Genomic DNA, 20288 nt, shown 5'->3' with positions numbered 1-20288 from the left:
TTTAATGATTATCCTAAAATTCGGGCCAAATCCTCTTCCGGTGAAGATGTCTTGCGGATTTGAAAGTTATCCACCAAATAGGAGAGTACATTGGGCGAGATGAACGCTGGCAATGTAGGTCCCAGATAGATGTTTTTGATCCCCAAAGATAGTAGTGTCAGCAGAATGCATACCGCCTTTTGCTCGAACCAGGACAGCACCAAGGTCAGCGGAAGATCATTGACACCGCATTCAAAGGCATCGGCAAGGGCTAACGCCACCTTGACAGCACCGTAGGCATCGTTGCACTGGCCCATATCCATGATGCGGGGCAGTCCGCCGATTGCGCCCAGGTCCAAATCATTAAAACGATATTTTCCACAGGCCAGGGTCAAAACAACCGAATCAGATGGCGTCTTTTTTACAAAGTCGGTATAATAGTTCCTTCCCGGGCGGGCTCCGTCGCAGCCGCCGACGAGGAAGAAATGGCGGATATCGCCCGACTTAACGGCCGAGATGACCTGATCGGCCGCTGCCAGGATCGTTCCATGTCCAAAACCGGTCGTAACCTGGCTGCCTCCGTTGATTCCGGTAAACTGCTGAGTCTGTGCATATCCGCCCAACTCCAATGCCTTTTCGATGACAGGTGTAAAATCTTTGCCCTCGCCGATATGGGTCAGTTGGGGATAAGCCACCACTTCGGTGGTGAACACCCGGTCCTGATAACTCTTTTTCGGCGGCATCAGGCAATTGGTCGTAAAGAGGATCGGAGCCGGAACGCCGTCAAATTCTTTCTGCTGATTCTGCCAGGCAGTTCCAAAATTGCCTTTCAGATGGGCATATTTTTTCAACTGGGGATAAGCGTGGGCAGGCAGCATTTCGCTATGGGTGTAGATGCTTAATCCTTTTCCTTCTGTTTGTATAAGCAACCGTTCCAGATCCTTCAGATCATGGCCGCTGATAATGATAAACGGTCCAGGCTCCACAGCAAGGGAAACGGTAGTCGGAGCGGGCGTTCCATATGCGCAGGTGTTGGCTTTATCCAAAAGCTCCATGCACTTCAAATTGACCTCACCAGTTTCCATAACAACTGGGAGCAGCTGCTCCATAGTCCAATCTTCACCAACGGCAAAGAGCCCTTTATAAAAGAATTGGTTAACCGTATCATCGCTGTAGCCTAAAGCCAGGGCATGGTAAGCGTATGCGGCCATGCCGCGCAGCCCGAACAGAATCAGGGACTTGAGGGAGCGGATATCCTCATCAGCGTTCCATAAAAGATTCATGTCGTAATCATCGTTGCGGATACAAGGGCTGCCGCAATCGCTGCATTGGGGGATCAGGGCCGCCTTCTGGCGATGGACGGCTTCAATTTGATCCCTGAGGGCATCTTCGGAAAAGTTTACATTGGTGACCGTGACAAAGAGCCCTTCGATCATCGCTTTGTGCGCAGCCGGGCCGGGCTGATTTCCGTCAGAGGCCCTGGCAAGGCCGATCAGCGCTCCTGTCAATTCATCCTGCAAATTAGAAATCTTGGCGTTTTTGCCGCAGACACCCGCTGCCCCTGTGCAGCCGCTGCATCCGGCCGTCTGTTCACATTGATAACAAAACATTTGATTCATTTTCTGGTCCTCCTCGTTTATCGATCTAAAATGTTGCCGTCTGTGGAAATGGTTACTACCTGCCACGGCAGGAATTTGCCGCTGGCCTGCAATGCGCTTTTCACTGCCGCTTCGATGCCGCCGCAGCAGGGAACTTCCATGCGGACAACGGTAACGCTTTTGATATCGTTATGACGGATAATCTCCGTTAACTTTTCCGTATAGTCCACATCGTCCAGCTTGGGGCAGCCCACCAGTGTAATCTTGCCCTTCATAAACTCCTGGTGAAAATTCCCATAAGCGTAGGCCGTACAATCGGCAGCGATCAGCAGACTAGCATCTTGAAAATAGGGAGCCTGTACCGGGACAAGTTTGATCTGAACCGGCCACTGATTCAGCTGGTTTTGTGCGAGTGCAGACGGCATTTCGGCGCGGCTGGATTCTGTCTGGGCCCGGTCGATTGTTTGGGAATTGGTACCTGGACAGCCGCAGGGAAGGGGCTGCTGGGACGGATTCTTTTTATTTTCCTGAACCGCCTTTTCGTCATAAGCCGCAGCTTCCCTTTCCACAAAAGTGATTGCTCCTGTGGGACACGTGGGCAGGCAGTCGCCCAGGCCATCGCAATAGTCGTCGCGCAGGAGTTTGGCTTTACCATCGACCATGCCGATCGCGCCTTCGTGGCAAGCCTCGGCGCATAAACCGCAGCCATTGCATTTTTCTTCATTAATTTCAATAATTTTTCTTATCATAACTTGATCCTCCAATCAGATTTGCTTGATTTGATATACTCATTTTAAAAGAATGGGCGCCATAAGTATGTTGTAAATACAACGAAACAAAAACTTTTTTTAAAAGTTATGCCCATAATTTGGTAAAATGTTTGGATACTGCGTAACTTTTTTTGGGGGCTCTAAAAACTGTGGATAAGTAATTTGGCGAAATGGTATAAAACGTTGAAATTTAAGGTGTTGCAAATTTGTAATTATCCACAGCAAACACGGGATAAAATTGTATACGATTTTTAAAATCTTGTGGATAAACCCTCCGGCCCTGGAAAAAAGCCACTTGGGGATGTTGAAAAGTGTCGAGGTCAAAAATGGAACTAATTGTGCTAAACCCAGGCAGGGCGAATATGTTAGTAGTAGCTATTTGCAAACAAGGGGGTTTTTTGTGTGAAAAAAAGGATTATCAGCGGATGCCTGGTGCTGGCTCTGCTAATAGGGGGCTTTATGGGGATCGATCGATTCCGCCCCGAAGAAAGGAGCATTTCCATTGTAAATGCGAAAGTAGAACCTTCGCAGAAAGAGACCGGACTTAAAGTGGACGCCAAAGCAGCCGTACTCATGGATGCTACCAGCGGCGAAGTGTTATTCGCTCAAAATGCGCATAAAAGGCTTCCGCCGGCGTCGGTGACGAAAGTTATGACCATGCTGCTGATTTTGGAAGCCTGCGAGTCGGGGAAGATCAACCTGAGCGATACGGTCACGATCTCAGAGCGGGCTGCCGCCATGGGAGGCAGCCAGATGTATATGGAACCGGGTGAACAGCATACGGTTGAGGAATTGCTCATGGGCGTGGCCATGGCCAGCGCCAACGACGGAGCGGTGGCTCTGGCTGAGCATCTTGCCGGCAGCGTGGAAATGTTTGTCGAGCGAATGAACAAACGGGCGGCGGAACTGGATATGAAAGACACGAATTTTGTCAATACCAACGGACTTCCGGTGTCAAATCATTACACCAGCGCATATGATATAGCAATCATGTCAAAAGCCCTGATCCGCTTCCCCGAAACCCAAAAGTGGTTCACCAAATGGCAGGCGACCATTAAAGTAGGCCTGCCGGGTAAGGAAAAGGATTTTGGGCTTACGAATACCAACCGGCTTATTAAGATTTATCCCGGCGCCATTGGTATTAAAACCGGTTTTACCCAGGATGCGGGATACTGTCTGTCGGGTGCGGCGGAGCGGAACGGGACCCGATTGATTGGCGTGATTTTGGGTGCATCTACTTCGAAAGTACGGTTTGCAGAAATTAGTAAGATGTTTGACTACGGATTTTCCAATTTTGAAAGCGTCAAAGTAGCCAAAAAAGGCCAGGTTCAAAAGGCGCTCAAACTGGAAAAAGGAACCCCGTCAAAAATCGATGTGGTTATGGAAGACGATGTGGCGGTTCTGGTGAAAAAGGGAAAAAAGAATAGCATCAAAACAAAAGTGGAAATGAAAGGATATGTGCCGCTGCCGCTGAAAAGAGGTCAGCAGCTGGGAGAACTGGTCGTATATCAGGATGGCGTGGAAAAAGAACGATTCCCCATTGTAGCGGCAGAGAGTGCAAAGAAGGCGTCTATAAAGGATCTTTACATACAAATGATGAAAAAGATCATATAGTATAGACAGGAGGTCCTTTTTTTGCACAGACCTGAAACAAAGTTAGAATATATATTCACATTTTCTTCTTTTTACAAGGCGATGTATGCACGAGATAAACTGATGGAACGGGGAATTGGCTCAGAGGTGAGACGCGTACCCACCCAGCTTTTGCGATCCTGCGGCCAGGCACTGTATATTACAGGGCACGACCTGCAGAAGGTGATTGCTGCACTTACAGAATGTCAGATCGATATGAAAGGAATCTTCCATGTGGAATACGTGGAGGGAAAGCCCGAATACCGAAGAATCCAATAAACGAAAAAAGACTGTTATGGTAAAGAAACCTAGCAGTCTTTTTTTATTTCAATTTACTGTAAAAAAATTGTCGAATCATTGACTTTTCAGGAACAATAAGGTAAACTCTAGTAAGTAAAAGTCGAATATGGGGGGAATTTTTTTCAACAGGAGTAAAAGATTATGTCAACAAAGATTAACAGCAAATGCATTGCGGTCGTAACAGCTCTGTTTATGATAATGACTGTTTTTGCAGTCCTGCCAGCGGCAGGGAAGGCAGATGTGTACGGCGCAACGAAAAAAGGAACTATCAAAAATGGCCCATTGAACGTGCGCAGCAATGCCGGAACAAAGTATAAAAAATTGGGAACCATTGCCAAGGGGAAAACCATAACCATCAAAGGAACGAAAAAAGATAAGAATGGGACCAAGTGGTACAAGTTCAAGTTTAAATCCAAAAATGGATATGTATGTGCAAAATATGTAACCGTGAAATCCACTTCCAAGAATTCTTCTTCTGCAGGCAAACTGAAAACGTATTCACCGTCAAAGAAGGGAACGATTAAGAGCGGTCCTTTGAATGTGCGAAGCAACGCCGGGACCAAATATAAGAAAATTGGAACGGTAAAGAAAAAAGCATTTGTAACCATTACCGGCGAAAAGAAGGGTACGGATAAGGCTAAATGGTACAGAATTAAATTTGGCTCTAAAACAGGTTATGTTCATTCCAAGTACGTGACTGTGAAAAAGGCAGCTTCGTCGTCTTCAAAGAATAAAGAGACAGCCTTGAACAAAAAGGCTAAAATAAAAAACGGACCGCTCAATGTTAGAAGCGGAGCAGGGACTAATTACTCCAAGATCGGCTCGGTGGCAAAAGGAAAGTCGATCACCGTTCTTTCCAAGGTAACCAATTCTTCCGGGGAAGTATGGTATAAATTCAATTATACGTCATCCAAGAAGGGCTATGTGCTCTCCAGTTATGTCACCTTGACGGATACCGCCGGTTCGCAGGCGCCGTCCGGCAGCGGTTCCAACCTGAGCGATGCCCAGTTTGAGACCTGGATGACCAGCGAAGGATTCCCGGACAGCTATAAAACTAAACTGAGAACCCTGCACAAAGCCCATCCCCAGTGGATTTTCAAGGCTCAGAAAACGGGACTTACCTGGTCGAGTATGTTGTCAAAGGAAATGAAGATCGGAATTAATCTGGTTGAGCCGACTTCGCCCGATTCCTGGAAATCCAAAGCAGCCGGAGCCTATAACAGCTCTACTGGAAAATATACGACCTTTGACGGCAGATGGAATGCGGCATCAGAAAAGATTGTTGCCCATTATATGGATCCGAGAAATTTCCTGACGGAAAGTTCAATCTATCAATTTATGGACCATAAATTCGATTCGGCGTCGCAGAACAAGAACACCATCAAGAGTATGGTATCCAGAAGCAGTTGCTTTATGAATACCACCAGCTACATCAATTATCTGTACAATGCGGGTGTCAATTCTAAAGTAAACCCCAATGTGATCACAGCTATGGTCATTATGGAGCAGGGCTGGAGAGGCGGCAGCGGCCTGATATCAGGAAATTATTCCGGGTATAAGGGTTACTACAATCATTTTAATATCGGAGCTTATACGGCTAACGGCATGAATGCGACTCAGCGCGGCTTGTGGTGGGCCAAGGGCGCGGGCACCGGCGCTACCAGCTATGGCAGACCATGGAATACCATAGAAAAATCCCTGTCCGGCGGCGCCAGCTATTATTCGAGCAACTATCTGACGAATAATCAGTATACATATTATACGAAGAAGTTTAATGTAATGAACGGGTTGAACAATGTGGCTTCCCATCAGTATATGACCAATACTTCCGGCGCTGAGAGCGAAGGAAAGATTCTCAAGTACGCATATGAAGCCAGCGACAACTATCCAATCGTATTCCATATTCCGGTTTATAACAGCATGCCGTCAAGTCCATGCGCAAAACCGTGATAAATGGTAAGGCAGAGGAGAAGAAATGAAAAAGACATTCAGAATATGGACAGCAGTCATGGTATTGTTTGCCCTTCTGGTTCCCAGTACGGTCTTTGCCGCCAGTTCCAGCGTTTCCGTTTCCGGAGGTTCCGCTCAGGTGGGAAAAACGCTGACAGTTACGGTGACCTACAAAGGCAGCTCTCTGGGGTATGTAAATGGGCACTTAACGTACGATAACAGCAAGCTGGAGTACGTGTCCGGCGGCAGCAGCCAGGGCGACGCTGGCCTTGTGGAACTTAAGTCCTACGCCGGCGATGCCAGCGGAAAGATATCCTTTAATGTGAAATTTAAGGCAAAGGCTTCCGGCAATGTGAAGCTCAGTTTGGAAACTTTAGAAACTCAGAATTTAGACGGCGACCAGTCACTGGGCAATCCGTCGGCGGACAGCACGGTAAAAATAACAGGCGCTAAGGCTACGACGGAAGCTACGAAAGAGAGCACGACGGAAGAAACGACTGCAGCGGAAACGACCCAGCCGACTTCATCAGCAGCTGCAGATGAGTCCACCATGGACCAGGCACAGCAAAAAGACAGCGAAGGATCAGGCATCAATTACCCGCTGCTGATCGCAATAGCGGCAGTCATCATCATCTTGATCGGTTTGATTGTTTGGAAATTGAAACGTAGAAAATAAATGATACACAAAAAAGAGCCTGTTGTGGCTCTTTTTTGGTGCTTCTAAAGTAACGTTAAGAATTGTGATTCTCTTGGCAGATGGGAAACTCCAGCAAAACAGAAAAGCCCCCATAAGTACTGCAGCCAATGGTTACACTGCCATGATGGGCGGCGGCGATTTGTTTGACGATCAAAAGACCCAGGCCATGGCGCTGCCGGGATATCTGATCGTCGCAGACCATGTAATGGGGGCTGCTGTTCAATTCTTCAATCTGAGCGTTGCTGACGCCGATCCCGTCATCCTCCATCAGGATTGCGCACTGACCGTCTTTTTCCGATAAGGTGATATAGATTCCACAGCCGCCATCGTTGTGGTTGATGCTGTTTTGTATGATATTGGAAAACGCCCGACGCAGAAGGTCTTTGTCGCCCAAAACAAAACAGGCATTCATTTCTTCTGAGCCATTCCAGCTAATGGGATATTTGTCCTCGATATCCATATTCATAAAATCTGCTGATACTTGCCGGGTGAGAGCAGCCATGTTGACTGGGGCCATTTTTAGCGGCTGCATGTTGTATTCCAGTTTGGATGCCAGGTTCAGATCGGACACCAGATTCCTTATCTTCTCACTCTGATGGCGAATCGCAGATGCTTTGCGGCGTACAGGCTCTTCCAGCGCCTGATCCTCTTCCAACTGACCGGCATACCCCATGACCATGGACAGCGGCGTACGGATATCGTGGGATACCCCGGCGATCCAGTTCGCCCGCGCCGTTTCCTTTTTTTGAATCTGCCGTTTTTGCATATTCAAGGTTTCCGAGACCCGATTGATGGATGCTGCCAGCTGTGATAAAAGCCCTTTTTCTTTTACATAGACGTTTCCGCCTCCAGGAAGGGCCTCGATACCACAAAGAATCGGTTTCACTGAACGGAAGATTCCCGTGGCGGCAACCATGTAGATGAGAAAAATGGCAGCCAGATTACAGATGGTGAACACCAATAAGTGGCGGGGCAGACTGGCAATGGTCTGGTAATCAAAGGTGTTATGCATCAATTTCCAATAGGCGGTTTTGGGGTGACCCAGGATCAGCAAATCCTTACCGTGGCCGCTGGTAGTAGTGGGGTAATCGCAGATATATCCTCTTACTGCCCTGGCGATGTCTGCAGCAGAATATGCAAGGGGAACCGCCTGGGGAAGATTGCTGCTATGCCAGACGACCTTCCCGGTGCGATCATCGATGAGAATGGCCCATGCCTGATACTCATCCAAAGTAGCTACCCCCTTTTCAGAAAGTCGGTAGCTGCCGCGGTCATCCTTTTGTAAGGACTGAGAAATGGTTTCCGCCGCTTTCCAGCCGCCCTGGTTTCCGGCCTGATGATAGGACAGATAGAAAAAAAGCACCACATTGAAGATAAACAGCAGGCAGATGGACAGGAAAAGAATTACAATAAATCTGCGGATCAATTTCATTGCGCTGCTCATTGCTTGTCCTCCACAATTAATTTGTATCCCAAACCTTTGACTGTAACCAGGGATTTGGGTTTTGACGGATTGTCTTCAATCTTTTCCCGTATACGCCGTATATGGGCCATCAGAGAATTTTCATAGCCGTACGGATTGCTACCCCAGGCTGCTTCACATAGCGTGTCGATGGTAACGATTTTTCCTGCCCCCTGGCAGAGTGCAAAGAGCAGATCATGCTCTTTGGCTGTCAGGGATATATGTTCGCCGTTTTTGATGACTTCCGCCTTGCTGAAATCGATTTTGCAGGCATGGAGCCGCACAAGCGGGCTCTCGTTTTTATAGCTTCTCCGCAGGATCGCATTGATCCGAAACAGCAATTCTTTTGGCAGAAATGGTTTGACAATATAATCGTCAGCGCCCAGCCCCAGCCCTTCCAGGCGATCCTCGTCTTCTCCCCGGGCAGAAAGAAATAAAATCGGATAGTCAGCCATTTTTTTCAATTCTTTCATTAGAAAAAAACCATCCCCATCGGGCAGCGTCACATCCAGGACTGCCAGTTGGGGCTCAACCAGTTCAGCCGTCTTTACAGCCTGGCAAACAGTCTGGGCCGTGTAGATGTGTGTGTAGCCGCCATCTTTAAGAATGGATGTGACTAAATCCAACAGTTCTTGCTCATCATCCACAAGCAAAATCGGTTTTCCCTTTAAAAAATCATCGTTCATGTTGATCACCTCATCCATATTATACTACCGAAAGCATGGTTTTTTTCATTGCAAAGCAAATGTAAGGCAAATGTAAGGTTATGAGAAAGCAGGCGTAAGGATGAGGATGTAGAATGGAATTGTGATCAGAAAGGAGATGGTGATATGAACATCATACAGACAAATAAATTGACAAAGGCCTATGGAGATTTTAAGGCAGTATCCAATCTGAATCTCCATGTCCGCAGCGGCAGCGTATATGGATTTTTAGGTCCCAATGGGGCAGGGAAGTCTACGACCATGAAATTGTTTTTGGGATTGATCAAACCAACCCGGGGTAATTTTCTCATAAACGGCAGGTCTTATCCTAAAGATCGGCAGGCCATTCTCAGAGAAATCGGATCCTTTATCGAAGCGCCGGCGTTTTATGCCAATCTCAGCGGCGAAGAAAATTTAGAGCTTATCCGAAAAATCTTGGGATTGCCCAAGTCGGCCGTGGAGGAGGCCCTGGAGCTTGTGGGCCTGACGGAGCATCGGAAGCGGCTGGCTAAGAAGTACTCACTGGGGATGAAACAACGGCTTGGGCTGGCGGGCGCGCTGATTGGAAAACCGCCGATTCTCATTTTGGATGAGCCCACTAATGGTTTGGATCCGGTTGGAATCCACGAGATACGAACGCTGATTCGGAATCTTCCCAAACAGTTTGACTGTACAGTATTGGTGTCTTCCCACTTGCTGCCGGAAATTGAACTGATGGCTGATGACGTGGGAATCATCAACCATGGCAGACTTCTCTTTGAAGGCTCTCTCAAAGCTTTAAAGCAGCTGGCCGTCCAAAAAGGTTATTCCAACCAACATCTTGAGGATACCTTTTTAGCGATGATTGATGAAGATAACCAAAAAAGGGGGCGCGGTCGATGAGCGTTTTTTTAGAATTGAAAAAGGTAAAACGGACCGGACTGTTTCCCGCTTTTGCGGGAGCCGGACTGCTGGCGGCCGCCATACCTGTTGGCAATATGGCTTTTCGAGAAGATGTTTTCACATCGATGGGCGGTTCGTCTATAAAGGTTCTGATGGATGCCAACTGGCAGATGGTGGCTATGCTCAATGTTTTTATGATCGTGATCGGCGGGTGTATTGTGTATCATATAGAGTTTTCCGACAATGGTATGGATAAGATGGAAACCTTGCCGACTAACTCCTGGGGGATTTTTTTCAGCAAGTGCATGGTTCTGCTCTCCGCATTGTTTCTAATGGCAGTTTTGGAAAGCGCTGCCTTTGCCTTCTGTCTCTGGCATTGGTTCTCTCCTTCAGAAGCAGTTTGGATCAAATTGCTTCAAACAATGGGGTTGAGCCTGGTTTTGGCAATACCGGTCATGCTTCTCATGGCCGCAGTCTCCTCTGCATGCAGGAATATGTGGGTATCTCTGGGGATCGGCGTGATCGGCATCTTTATCACAGTGGTGATTCCCGCTTCCGGTTTTCTTTCATCGCTCTTTCCATTTTCCCTTCCGTTCCGGAATTTATGCAGCATGGAGGACGGACGCGCGGTGGAATTCCTTTGGGGAGTTTTGGCGGAAAGTGTAGTGCTTGGGACGGCAGAGCTGGCTTATTTGAAGATAAGGAGGAATGTGCGGTGAATATGATAACCATGATCGATATAGAAAGGCAAAAAATCCGGCGTTCAAAAATTCTTTTGATTCTGCTGATCCCCATTGTTATTCTCTGGATTCCGATGATTATCAATGCCGATACCAATTTCAACATGCAGGAGGAGGGCATTCTGCCGGAAGACAATTTTCTGGTGCAAAGCTTTCTGGGACTGGCCTGGTTTATGTTTCCGGCCAGCTTGGTAATTGGCACCGTTTTGCTCAATCAAACAGAACGGGGAAATCATGGCATCTTGAAGATGCTTTCCCTCCCCATATCCCCGGCCAAACTGTGCATGGCAAAATTTATATTGCTGCTTCTTTTAGCTGCGATACAGATGGCTATGATGGTGCTTTGTTATTATTTAAGCGCTGCTGCAGCATCCTCAGCGGAAGATTATTCGTTTGTTCAGGATTTGGAAAAGGTGTTGAAACTGGCCGGCTCCGTTTATCTGGCGGCAGTGCCCATGGCAGCCGTATTTTGGATGATCGCTGTCTGCGTTCAAACTCCGGTTTTTTCCGTGGGGATTGGACTGGCGGCCATCGTTCCTTCGGTATTGGCCATGAACACCAGGATTTGGTTTGCTTATCCGATGTGTTACCCATTTCGGGTTGTTACCGCCAGGATGCATGAACTGGCCACGCATATGGGAACGTTTCCCTGCGAGCTGCTGCCGTGGGTCCCAACTGCCGCCATTATCACGTTTGTTTGTCTTTCTATTGCCTGCATCCGCTTCGGGCAGGCGGAAAGAAGAGGGTGAAACTATGAGAGGAAAAGGACCGACTGCTTGCGATGCGGCCGGTCCTTCTTCTTTGTACAGGAAAGGAATAACGGATAAAGGCTTTATTTCAGGTTTTCCGGGTTGAGTCCTTTTAATTCGGGAACCACGAATAAGCCGTCTTTACGGATGAGCACATCGTCAAAGTAGATTTCGCCGCCTCCGTATTCCGGGCGCTGGATCATGACCAGATCCCAGTGAACGGCCGACTTGTTTCCATTAAATGCATCTTCATAGGCGGCTCCCGGGGTCAGATGGAAGCTGCCGGCGATTTTTTCATCAAAGAGGGTATCCTTCATGGGCTGAAGGATGTATGGGTTGACGCCCAGGGCGAACTCTCCGAAATAGCGGGCGCCTTCGTCGGTATCCAGCAGCTGGTTGATGCGGTCGTTGTTGTTGGCTGAGGCTTTGACGATTTTTCCATCTTTGACTTCAAATACAATGTTTTCAAAGGTAAAACCCTGTTCTTCCGAAGGTGTGTTGTAAGAAATGGTTCCATTCATAGATTCTTTTACTGGAGCCGTGTAGACTTCGCCGTCGGGGATGTTGCACTCGCCGGCGCATTTTACGGCGGGGATATCCTTGATGGAAAAGGTCAAATCCGTATCCGGTCCTTTGATCTGGACTTTATCCGTTTTGTTCATCAGATCTACCAGCCCATCCATGGCCGTGCTCATCTTCTGATAGTCAAGGGTGCAGACATCAAAATAAAAATCCTCGAAGGCTTCCAGACTGGTATTGGCCAGCTGAGCCATGGAGCTGTTTGGGTATCTTGCGATGACCCACTTGGTCTTATTCACCCGGTAGTCCAGTACCGGCCGGGTCAGCTTGCTGTACATGTTCAGCTTTTCGGAAGGCACGTCCGCCATTTCCGCCGTATTATCGCCGGCCTTCACTGCGATATAGGCCTGCATGCCTTTCATCTGCGCCAACTGATATTCGTTCATAAACTCAATCTGTTCTTCCTGGCATCCCAGCAGAATCTCTCTTGTTACGGCAGAGTCCCGAAGCTCCGCGTAGGGCAGGCCGCCGCAGGCGTATACATCCTTGATGATTTGGCGGATCAGCGGTTTGCAGCAGTCTCCTTCATAGGTGATCAGCACTTTTTCCCCCTTCTGTACGTTACAGGAATAGTGGACCAGCAGATCCGATAGCTTTTTTATTCTCGTATCCATAATCAAACTCCTTTAAATTCTATATACTGGTAGATATTATACCCTAAGTGGGCGGATTTTAAAAGAATTAGTGTTGCATGCAGGTTCAGGAAACATTAAAATGAGAGGCAAGGAGAGAAAAGATGCGACATATTTTTGTGATCAATCCACTGGCCGGAAAAAAGGGAAAGAAACAGAAACTGGAAGAGCAGATCCGATCTGCTTCGGAGCGGCTGGGGGAAGCTGCTGAAATCTATGAAACCCGATCTCAGGGAGATGGCGAACGATTCGTTCGAACGATCTGCCAGGAAAAAGAGGCCGGTGAAAATATCCGTTTTTACGCCTGCGGCGGAGACGGGGCTTTGAATGAAGTGGTCAACGGGGCCGTCGGGTTTGAGGGTGTGGAGGTGGGCTGCGTGCCGCTGGGAACGGGCAACGATTATGTGAGAAACTATGCTTCACCCCAGGAATTCCTGGATATTGAAGCCCAATTGCGCGGTCAGGCACGCAGCAGCGATTTGATTCGCTATGAGGCAGAAAGGAATGGACAAGCCGGGGAAAGCAGATATTGCGTGAATATGTTCAATATTGGATTTGACTGCAATGTGGTGGATCAGACCAGCCGCGCCAAAAACTGGCCGCTGGTGAAGGGTTCATTTGCCTATTTGCTGTCGGTGGCCATTATTTTGGTTAAAAAGAAAGGCGCTGATCTGAAGGTTTTCTATGAGGACGGAAGTGCCTTTGACGGCAAGCTGCTTTTGATCGCAGTCGCCAACGGATGTTACTGTGGGGGCGGCGTAAAGGGACTGCCTCTTTCCAAGGTGGATGATGGATTGATGGATGTGAGCTTGATCAAAAATGTTCCTCGAAGGACCTTTATCCGGCTGTTTCCCAAATACGCCAAAGGAATCCATCTAGCAGACCGAAAAGCGCCGGAAATCATTGATTATCGAACCTGCAGGCGATTGAAAATCTGGGCCAATCAGGGCTTAATGAAGCTTTGTGTAGATGGCGAAATCATCGACACAGAAAAAGTCACTTTTGAAATAGCGCCCAGGGCCATGCGCTTCTCCGTACCCGCAGGAGTGTGAAGCGGCCGCAAAGGGTTGTTTGGAAAAAATGCGAATGATATTCCAAAACCTTGACAAACTAAACAAGAATGAAACTTGCGACTGCAAGTCATATGTTTTGTTAAGGGAGAGAAGTATGAATAAATATAAGGAATATCTCGATGCATTTCGAAAAAAGCTGCCTTTGGGAGAAAGCTTTGATGTTTTGGAAAGAAATATCAGTATCGGCGGCAAAGAAACGACAATCTTTTTTATCGATGGACTGGTAAACGGTGAGGTCATGCAGAGGGTCATGTCTTATCTGCTGCGGGTGCCGCTGGAGAAAATGAAGGATGTCCATACCTCGAAAACGTTTATTGAACGCAATCTTCCTTTTTTAGATACATTGACAGAAACGGATATCGATAAAGCGCTCAAGCATTTTTATTCCGGCCTCATACCCTTTATTATTGACGGCCTGGATGAAATTATCATTATCGATATCAGAGAATATCCCGCCAGGAGCGTGCAGGAGCCGGCCAAGGAGAAGTCTCTGCGAGGGGCAAAGGACGGCTTTACGGAGACCTTGATGACCAATGTAGCCTTAATACGGCGCAGACTTCGGGATAGCAATTTGATTTTCAAGGGCTTTATTGTGGGCAATGAGAGCAAGAGCGACGTCTGCCTGGTCTATATGAAAGGAAAGGCCGATCCAAAGCTGGTCGACCAGCTTTCCGATGAATTGAATAAATTGAAGCTGGAAACGACAACAGTGGGGGAACAAACGCTGATTGATGCTATGGGCAAACTGCAGGGAAAGCGGGGAGGCCGCAGGGGAGGCTGGCTGAACCCCTTCCCCAAGGTTCGGTATACCCAGAGGCCGGATGTGATTTCGGCCCATGTGGCGGAAGGAAAGCTTGCGATCATCACCGACAATTCGCCGACGGTCATCTTAATTCCGGCAGGAATCTTCGACTTTGTCCAGGATGTGGATGATTATTATTTCCCCGTTGTTACAGGCAATTATTTCCGCCTTCTGCGAATTGCCAATGCGCTGGTGATCTTGTTTCTAACACCGGTGTATCTGCTGGTGAGCCAAGGCGATATTCCAATTCCTATTAACGAGACCTTTTTCGTGCCCGATGAAGAATTTGCAATCTCGTTATTCTGGCAGTTTATCCTCCTTGAGCTGGCCATCGACGGGCTGAAGCTTGCTTCCCTCAATACACCGGAATCCCTGGGAATGTCCCTTTCTGTCATCGGAGCATTGATATTGGGCGAGTTCTCCATATCATCCGGCTGGTTCATTCCGCAAACCATTCTCTGCATGGCCGTGGTGGCGCTGGCCAGCTTTACCCAGCCCAGTATCGAGCTGGGGTATGCAGTGAAATTCATGCGTATTCTGATTTTGATCGGGGCTGCGGTCTATGGAATCTGGGGCGCGGTCATCGGCCTGGCCGTGGGCCTTTTGTTCATGGTTTCCACAAAGACCCTGGCAGGGACCAGCTATCTGTATCCGCTGATCCCGTTTGATAAAAAAGCTTTAAAAAAATTACTGTTTCGAACAAAAGAATAATTTATATTTTAGCATATTGTCTTGAATCGGGATTCTATTTGATGCGGCTTGCGTTGTATACTATTCTAATCAGATTGGTAGTAGAGCCGCATCAAACATTAGGCCCGAAAAAAACAACGTCTGCGCCATACAAAATATAGACTCTTTGCTATCTACTTACAAAAACACCTGAATTTATTACAAAGCCATAAATCCAGGTGTTTTTTTGTGATAGAAGATGCTGGATGCAGCTCGCATCTTACCTGCATATTCTTCAGAAGGGAGTAATAAAATAGAAAGAATGATAAGGAGGGAATATGGCCATTAAGGATGAACTGCTGTTTGATTTTGCGATCAATATGCCCAGGGTACTGGTCAGCGGCAATACGGTTATTTTGGACAATGTAAAAAAATTGGTACTGCTTAGTAGAGATCAAATCATCGTTCATAATGGGCAGCGATTTACTTCTGTTGTAGGAAAAGATCTGACCATAAAAGAACTGAAAGACGAAAGGATGCTGATCACAGGTGACTTGGAACAACTCCAGTTTTACGGAACACTACAAGAAGATAAGAGTTGAAGGTTTTCAGCTGGATAAGCTGATCGACAAGTGCATAAAGAACCGGGTTCAACTCAAGGGCGTAACATTCGTAAGTGATTTGGAACTGACGATGATGGTCAGCAGCCAAGACTTTAAAAAGCTGAAAAAGCTGGCCAAGAGTACCTATAAAATTACGGTAATTTCCGACGGTGGATACGGGTATGCTTTGATGGGCCTGTGGAAACGAAAAGTCACGATTATAGGGGTGGTGCTGTTTTTGGCGTTTTTTTACTATCAGAGCCTTTTTATCGTGGAAATTCAAATTGACGGGTACGAAAAGATCGATGAGCCTCAGCTGCGCCAAACCTTGGCCGAGGCCGGGCTGTACGAAGGGTGCAAGAAAAATATCGATGTAGGCAAGGTTAAAATAAAGTTGTATGAAGATTACGATGAAATTTCCTGGGTAGGTATTGATTTTACCGGAAATCTGGCAAAAGTCACTATCGCCGAAGGTGCAAAGCCAGTAAAGACCAAAGTTGAGGACAAAAAGCCCTGCGATATCGTAGCCGATAAAGCGGGATATATCAGCAAAGTCATTCCGATTGAAGGCGTGCGGGCTGTGAAAGACGGGGCCTATGTAAAAAAAGGCGATATCTTAATTACAGGAACGGTACCTTTGCGGAATGTGGCCTACGGCACTGATTCTGAAAACGAAACAAAAACCTACGTCCATGCAGAAGGGACGGTGGAAGCTAAAATACCGGAACGTTTGAATTTTTATGCAGAGAGGTATAAGAGAATCAAGACCGGGACAGGAAAGAAGATATGGGGACTTTCTTTCAACGGCCATAACCTTGCCAAGGCCGTCAATCCTTATGAGGTTTCCAGAGTAAAGACAAAGAATTTGATTAATCTGGTCAAACCGTTTCGGCTGAAAATCGACGCAGTAACCGTGGAACAAGTGACTTTAAGTCAGACCGAAGTTAAAAATGAGGAACTGACAAAGACAGTAAATGCCGCGATTCGACAGTATGCAAAAGAAAATTTACCGCAAAAAGCACAAATTCTCAATAAAAGTTTGAATTTTTCCCGGGAAAAAAATATAATAACAATAGGTGTGACATTAGAAACCTTACAGCAAATAGGAACAGAAGAGGAGATCATAGTTGATAAACAAGACGGAAAAGATAAAAAAGATCGTGATCAGCGAGGAGATCGACCGCAGTGAGCTCTTTGGAAATCTGGATTCCAACATTCGAATTATAAAGGAAAATATGGATGTGGATATCATGCAGCGGGATAATGAGCTGATTTTAAGAGGCCAGGATACAGACCGGGCTGAATCAGTTATTAAGGAATTAACGGAGATCATGAAAAAAGGCGAAACGCTGGATGAACAGAAGATCAATTATGTCATTGCGCTGAAGGATGAAGGGCTTTCTTATGAAGAAAGCAAGATAGATAAAGATATCATCTGCTTTACTCATAAAGGCAAACCGCTAAAACCAAAGACTCTGGGTCAAAAAAAATATGTCGAGAGCATTCGCAAGCGGGATATTGTATTCGGAATCGGCCCGGCAGGCACAGGAAAAACCTATATCGCAGTAGCAATGGCCGTCCATGCCTTTAAGAATAAAGAAGTGCAGAAGATCATTCTGACCCGGCCGGCTGTGGAAGCAGGTGAAAGGCTGGGCTTCCTGCCGGGAGATATGCAGGAAAAAGTTGATCCATATCTGAGGCCCCTATATGATGCCCTTTACGATGTTTTGGGCAGAGAAAGCGCCCTCCGCTTAAAAGAAAAAGAAGCGATCGAGGTGGTGCCGCTGGCATACATGCGGGGCCGGACGCTGGACAATTCCTTCATTATTTTAGACGAAGCACAGAATACAACCCGCGAACAAATGAAGATGTTTCTAACCAGAATGGGTTTTGGATCCAAGATCGTCGTCACTGGCGACGTGACCCAGATCGATCTGCCCAGAGGCAAGCGGTCAGGTCTTGTGGAAGCGTCCAAGATTTTAAAACATGTGCGGGGCATTGATTTCTGCTATTTGAAAGATGTGGATGTTGTCAGGCATGAATTAGTTAAGAAGATTATCGGCGCTTATGATAAATATTATCAGGCAAATCCCGAACCGGAGGAGGAATAAATGAACATTATATGCGACCCGGAAAGAAAACCGGGAGATAAGCTCCTCGCCAAGATGGAGGAAGGGGCGGTCATCTGTGTAGAGTCTGAGGGCATTCCTTCTGATCGTGTAGAGGTGAGCCTGACCTTCGTCAGCCCGGAGGAGATTCAGCAGCTGAACAGCATGTATCGGGGAGTGGATAAAGTCACCGATGTGTTGTCCTTCCCCCAATACGAGGATCTGAATCAGCTTCCTGAGGAAGGCGGAATCCCTTTGGGTGATGTGGTTATCTGTACGCAGCAGGCATTGATCCAAGCGGATGAATACGGCCATTCCAATGAGCGGGAGATGGTTTATTTATTTGTGCACAGCATTTGCCATTTGCTGGGCTACGACCATATGGACGAAGAGGACAAGCAGGAAATGCGGGCGAAAGAGGACCAGGTTATGGAGAAGATTCAGGTGGAAAGGTGAGCGGTATGGAATACAAAGAACTATTCAAGATGGCCGATCAGGTCAAAGAAAACGCATACGTACCCTTTTCAAAGTTCCAGGTTGGCGCTGCGCTTTTGACAAAAGACGGACAAGTGTATACCGGCGTCAATGTGGAAAATTCATCCTATGGCGGCACGATCTGCGCTGAGAGGACGGCCTTTGTTAAAGCTATTTCAGAAGGAAAGCGGCAGTTTTCTGCCATTGCCATCGCTTCCAGCGGCGGTGAAGCTCTTCCTTGCGGAATCTGCCGGCAATTTATGTACGAATTTTGCCCGGAGCTAGACGTTATTACAGGAAAAGATGAAAACAGCCTCAGGGTGCAGCCTCTAAATGTTCTGCTTCCGGAAGGCTTTCGATTGGAGAAAGAATGAAATCAGGATTTATTAGTATCGTAGGCAGGCCGAATGTTGGAAAATCAACCCTGCTTAATTCCATCTTGGGAGAAAAGATTGCCATTACCACAAGCAAGCCGCAGACTACCAGAAATACCATTCGGGGAATCTATACCCGCAGCGGGCAGGAAAAGCAGGACGATCTGCAAATGATCTTTATCGATACCCCCGGGATTCACAAGCCGAAAAATAAGCTGGGCGACTTTATGACCGAGTCGGCAATCGGCACCTTTAAAGAAGTGGATGCGGTGATTTTGATCGTCGATGATAAGTTGAGTGCAGGTCCGGGAGATAAATACATTCTGGATCTTCTGCGGCAAATCACCACGCCTAAAATCTTAGTCATTAACAAGATCGACCAGCTGGATCCGGATGATTTCCTGCAGATCTATAAAGAGTACGAGGAGACGGGAGTGTTTTCCAAGATTATCGGAACCTCTGCCACAGAAGGGAAAAATGTAGGCGATGTCATCGAGGCTGCTGCTGAATTTATGGAAGATGGGCCGATGTATTTCCCGGAAGATATGGTTACAGATCATCCGGAGCGTTTCATTGTCAGTGAGATTATTCGTGAAAAGCTGCTGCTTTATTTGCAGGAAGAAGTGCCTCACGGTGTAGCCGTGGAGATCGAAAGCTACAAGGAAACTCCTAAGATTACAAAAATTGGGGCTGTCATCTATTGCGAAAAAAAGTCTCATAAGGGAATTATCATTGGCAAAGAAGGCAGAAAATTGAAAGGCGTTGGAAAGAGCGCCCGTGAAGAGATCGAGGCTCTGCTGGGGACGAAAGTGTTTTTGGAACTGTGGGTGAAAGTGAAGGAAAATTGGAGGGACAGCGACTTTGCGCTATCCAATTTTGGGTACAAGGAGTAAATGTAAATAAATGTAAATAATATATCTAAATCTATAGACGAGCGATTCCATTTGTGCTACAATAAAACATACTATTCTAACCATCGGAATGCGGCGTTGCCGCAAGGAAGAAAATAGTGAATCTTGCTGCAACGCAGCTTGCAAGCAATCTAAGAAACGGTATTTTCCAGTTGTGAAAGGGGTAACATGATGGAAGATAAAGTCCTAAACATTTTATTAGAAGTACAATCCGGGTTGCAAAAGCTTGAGACCCAAGTGAAAGATCTGTGTTTGGAGATGGAAGACATGCGCTCGGAGATGAAAGACATGCGCTCGGAGATGAAAGACATGCGCTCGGAGATGAAAGACATGCGCTCCGATATAGAAGTGTTAAAAGAGGATATGGTGAACGTAAAAGCTGATATTGTATTGCTGAAATCAGAAGTGTACGACATAAGGGTTGAACTTAGAGAGCTTTCAGAACGAGAAGAGCGCCACTATTATATGCTTCAGAACAGCATTGGTGATGCATTTGAATCAATCAAGATCTTAGATCGAAAAAAGCTGGATAAGGAAGCTTTGAAGAAAATAATCTAACAGATAAAAATGCAAAATATGACCGTATTTAAATGGCTGCCCG

Annotated in this window: 21 protein-coding genes; 16 read left to right on the top strand and 5 right to left on the bottom strand. The window is 46.9% G+C overall.

Annotated elements, in window-relative coordinates; genetic code table 11:
- Window positions 1-8 precede the first annotated feature (8 nt).
- Together hcp and NIA71_RS04785 are read right to left on the bottom strand one after the other, a co-directional pair.
- Window positions 9-1598: a hydroxylamine reductase gene (gene hcp / locus NIA71_RS04790; protein ID WP_336246064.1), complete on the bottom strand. Its 1590-nt coding sequence runs from the start codon at window positions 1596-1598 to the stop codon at window positions 9-11.
- Between the two features lie 17 nt (window positions 1599-1615).
- Complete coding sequence (locus NIA71_RS04785) at window positions 1616-2326, bottom strand: 4Fe-4S dicluster domain-containing protein (RefSeq protein WP_148395872.1); 711 nt, start codon at window positions 2324-2326, stop codon at window positions 1616-1618.
- Window positions 2327-2749: 423 nt separating this feature from the next.
- Between NIA71_RS04785 and NIA71_RS04780 the strand changes: the two genes are divergently transcribed.
- From NIA71_RS04780 to NIA71_RS04765, 4 genes are all read left to right on the top strand, one after another.
- Window positions 2750-3961 carry a D-alanyl-D-alanine carboxypeptidase family protein gene (locus tag NIA71_RS04780; RefSeq protein ID WP_148395871.1) on the top strand — a complete coding sequence of 404 codons (1212 nt, stop codon included), beginning with the start codon at window positions 2750-2752 and terminating at the stop codon, window positions 3959-3961.
- Window positions 3962-3982: 21 nt separating this feature from the next.
- Window positions 3983-4258: a DUF3343 domain-containing protein gene (locus NIA71_RS04775; RefSeq protein WP_148395870.1), complete on the top strand. Its 276-nt coding sequence runs from the start codon at window positions 3983-3985 to the stop codon at window positions 4256-4258.
- A 162-nt stretch (window positions 4259-4420) separates the two neighbouring features.
- Window positions 4421-6229, top strand: coding sequence for an SH3 domain-containing protein (locus NIA71_RS04770; protein ID WP_253019809.1), 1809 nt, complete (start codon window positions 4421-4423; stop codon window positions 6227-6229).
- A 25-nt stretch (window positions 6230-6254) separates the two neighbouring features.
- Window positions 6255-6905 (top strand): hypothetical protein, encoded by a 651-nt coding sequence (locus NIA71_RS04765; RefSeq protein WP_148395868.1) that lies wholly within the window; start codon window positions 6255-6257, stop codon window positions 6903-6905.
- A 55-nt stretch (window positions 6906-6960) separates the two neighbouring features.
- Here the strand turns inward: NIA71_RS04765 and NIA71_RS04760 are convergent, their stop codons facing one another.
- Window positions 6961-8370 carry a sensor histidine kinase gene (locus NIA71_RS04760; RefSeq protein ID WP_253019808.1) on the bottom strand — a complete coding sequence of 470 codons (1410 nt, stop codon included), beginning with the start codon at window positions 8368-8370 and terminating at the stop codon, window positions 6961-6963.
- On the bottom strand, window positions 8367-9074 hold the full coding sequence (locus tag NIA71_RS04755) for a response regulator transcription factor (RefSeq protein WP_148395866.1): 708 nt from the start codon (window positions 9072-9074) through the stop codon (window positions 8367-8369). Before NIA71_RS04755 ends, NIA71_RS04760 begins: the two co-directional genes overlap by 4 nt.
- 144 nt (window positions 9075-9218) lie before the next feature.
- Here NIA71_RS04755 and NIA71_RS04750 point away from each other — a divergent pair, with 144 nt between their 5' ends.
- The 3 genes from NIA71_RS04750 to NIA71_RS04740 are packed head-to-tail and all read left to right on the top strand — an operon-like array spanning window position 9219 to window position 11463.
- On the top strand, window positions 9219-9974 hold the full coding sequence (locus NIA71_RS04750; protein WP_148395865.1) for an ABC transporter ATP-binding protein: 756 nt from the start codon (window positions 9219-9221) through the stop codon (window positions 9972-9974).
- Window positions 9971-10693 (top strand): ABC transporter permease, encoded by a 723-nt coding sequence (locus tag NIA71_RS04745; protein WP_227755333.1) that lies wholly within the window; start codon window positions 9971-9973, stop codon window positions 10691-10693. Before NIA71_RS04750 ends, NIA71_RS04745 begins: the two co-directional genes overlap by 4 nt.
- Before the next feature lie 2 nt (window positions 10694-10695).
- The gene (locus NIA71_RS04740) at window positions 10696-11463 is read left to right on the top strand and encodes an ABC transporter permease (RefSeq protein WP_290446043.1); all 768 of its coding nucleotides are present in this window, start codon (window positions 10696-10698) and stop codon (window positions 11461-11463) included.
- Window positions 11464-11546: 83 nt separating this feature from the next.
- On the opposite strand, the gene NIA71_RS04735 is transcribed toward NIA71_RS04740, so the two are convergent.
- Window positions 11547-12659, bottom strand: coding sequence for an aminopeptidase (locus NIA71_RS04735; protein ID WP_227755413.1), 1113 nt, complete (start codon window positions 12657-12659; stop codon window positions 11547-11549).
- Window positions 12660-12778: 119 nt separating this feature from the next.
- Between NIA71_RS04735 and NIA71_RS04730 the strand changes: the two genes are divergently transcribed.
- The 9 genes from NIA71_RS04730 (at window position 12779) to NIA71_RS04690 (ending at window position 20245) form a co-directional block, all read left to right on the top strand.
- Window positions 12779-13726 carry a diacylglycerol/lipid kinase family protein gene (locus tag NIA71_RS04730; RefSeq protein ID WP_253019806.1) on the top strand — a complete coding sequence of 316 codons (948 nt, stop codon included), beginning with the start codon at window positions 12779-12781 and terminating at the stop codon, window positions 13724-13726.
- 115 nt (window positions 13727-13841) lie between these two features.
- Window positions 13842-15260, top strand: a complete 1419-nt coding sequence (locus NIA71_RS04725) for a spore germination protein (RefSeq protein ID WP_253019805.1) — start codon at window positions 13842-13844, stop codon at window positions 15258-15260.
- Window positions 15261-15556: 296 nt separating this feature from the next.
- Window positions 15557-15820, top strand: coding sequence for a YabP/YqfC family sporulation protein (locus tag NIA71_RS04720; RefSeq protein ID WP_148395859.1), 264 nt, complete (start codon window positions 15557-15559; stop codon window positions 15818-15820).
- Complete coding sequence (locus NIA71_RS04715; protein ID WP_148395858.1) at window positions 15768-17009, top strand: sporulation protein YqfD; 1242 nt, start codon at window positions 15768-15770, stop codon at window positions 17007-17009. Before NIA71_RS04720 ends, NIA71_RS04715 begins: the two co-directional genes overlap by 53 nt.
- Window positions 16948-17931, top strand: coding sequence for a PhoH family protein (locus NIA71_RS04710; protein ID WP_265333473.1), 984 nt, complete (start codon window positions 16948-16950; stop codon window positions 17929-17931). Before NIA71_RS04715 ends, NIA71_RS04710 begins: the two co-directional genes overlap by 62 nt.
- Window positions 17932-18384: an rRNA maturation RNase YbeY gene (gene ybeY, locus NIA71_RS04705; protein WP_148395857.1), complete on the top strand. Its 453-nt coding sequence runs from the start codon at window positions 17932-17934 to the stop codon at window positions 18382-18384.
- A gap of 5 nt (window positions 18385-18389) precedes the next feature.
- Entirely contained in the window at window positions 18390-18776 is a 387-nt protein-coding gene (gene cdd / locus NIA71_RS04700; RefSeq protein WP_253019804.1) for a cytidine deaminase, read from the top strand.
- Window positions 18773-19669 carry a GTPase Era gene (era, locus tag NIA71_RS04695; RefSeq protein ID WP_148395855.1) on the top strand — a complete coding sequence of 299 codons (897 nt, stop codon included), beginning with the start codon at window positions 18773-18775 and terminating at the stop codon, window positions 19667-19669. Before cdd ends, era begins: the two co-directional genes overlap by 4 nt.
- A gap of 186 nt (window positions 19670-19855) precedes the next feature.
- On the top strand, window positions 19856-20245 hold the full coding sequence (locus NIA71_RS04690) for a hypothetical protein (RefSeq protein WP_227755328.1): 390 nt from the start codon (window positions 19856-19858) through the stop codon (window positions 20243-20245).
- Window positions 20246-20288 lie beyond the last annotated feature (43 nt).

Source organism: Ihubacter massiliensis (assembly GCF_024125305.1).
Lineage (GTDB): Bacteria > Bacillota > Clostridia > Peptostreptococcales > Anaerovoracaceae > Hominibacterium > Hominibacterium faecale.
Note: the sequence above shows the minus strand (reverse complement) of the source record. Positions and strands in the feature narration are given on the sequence as shown.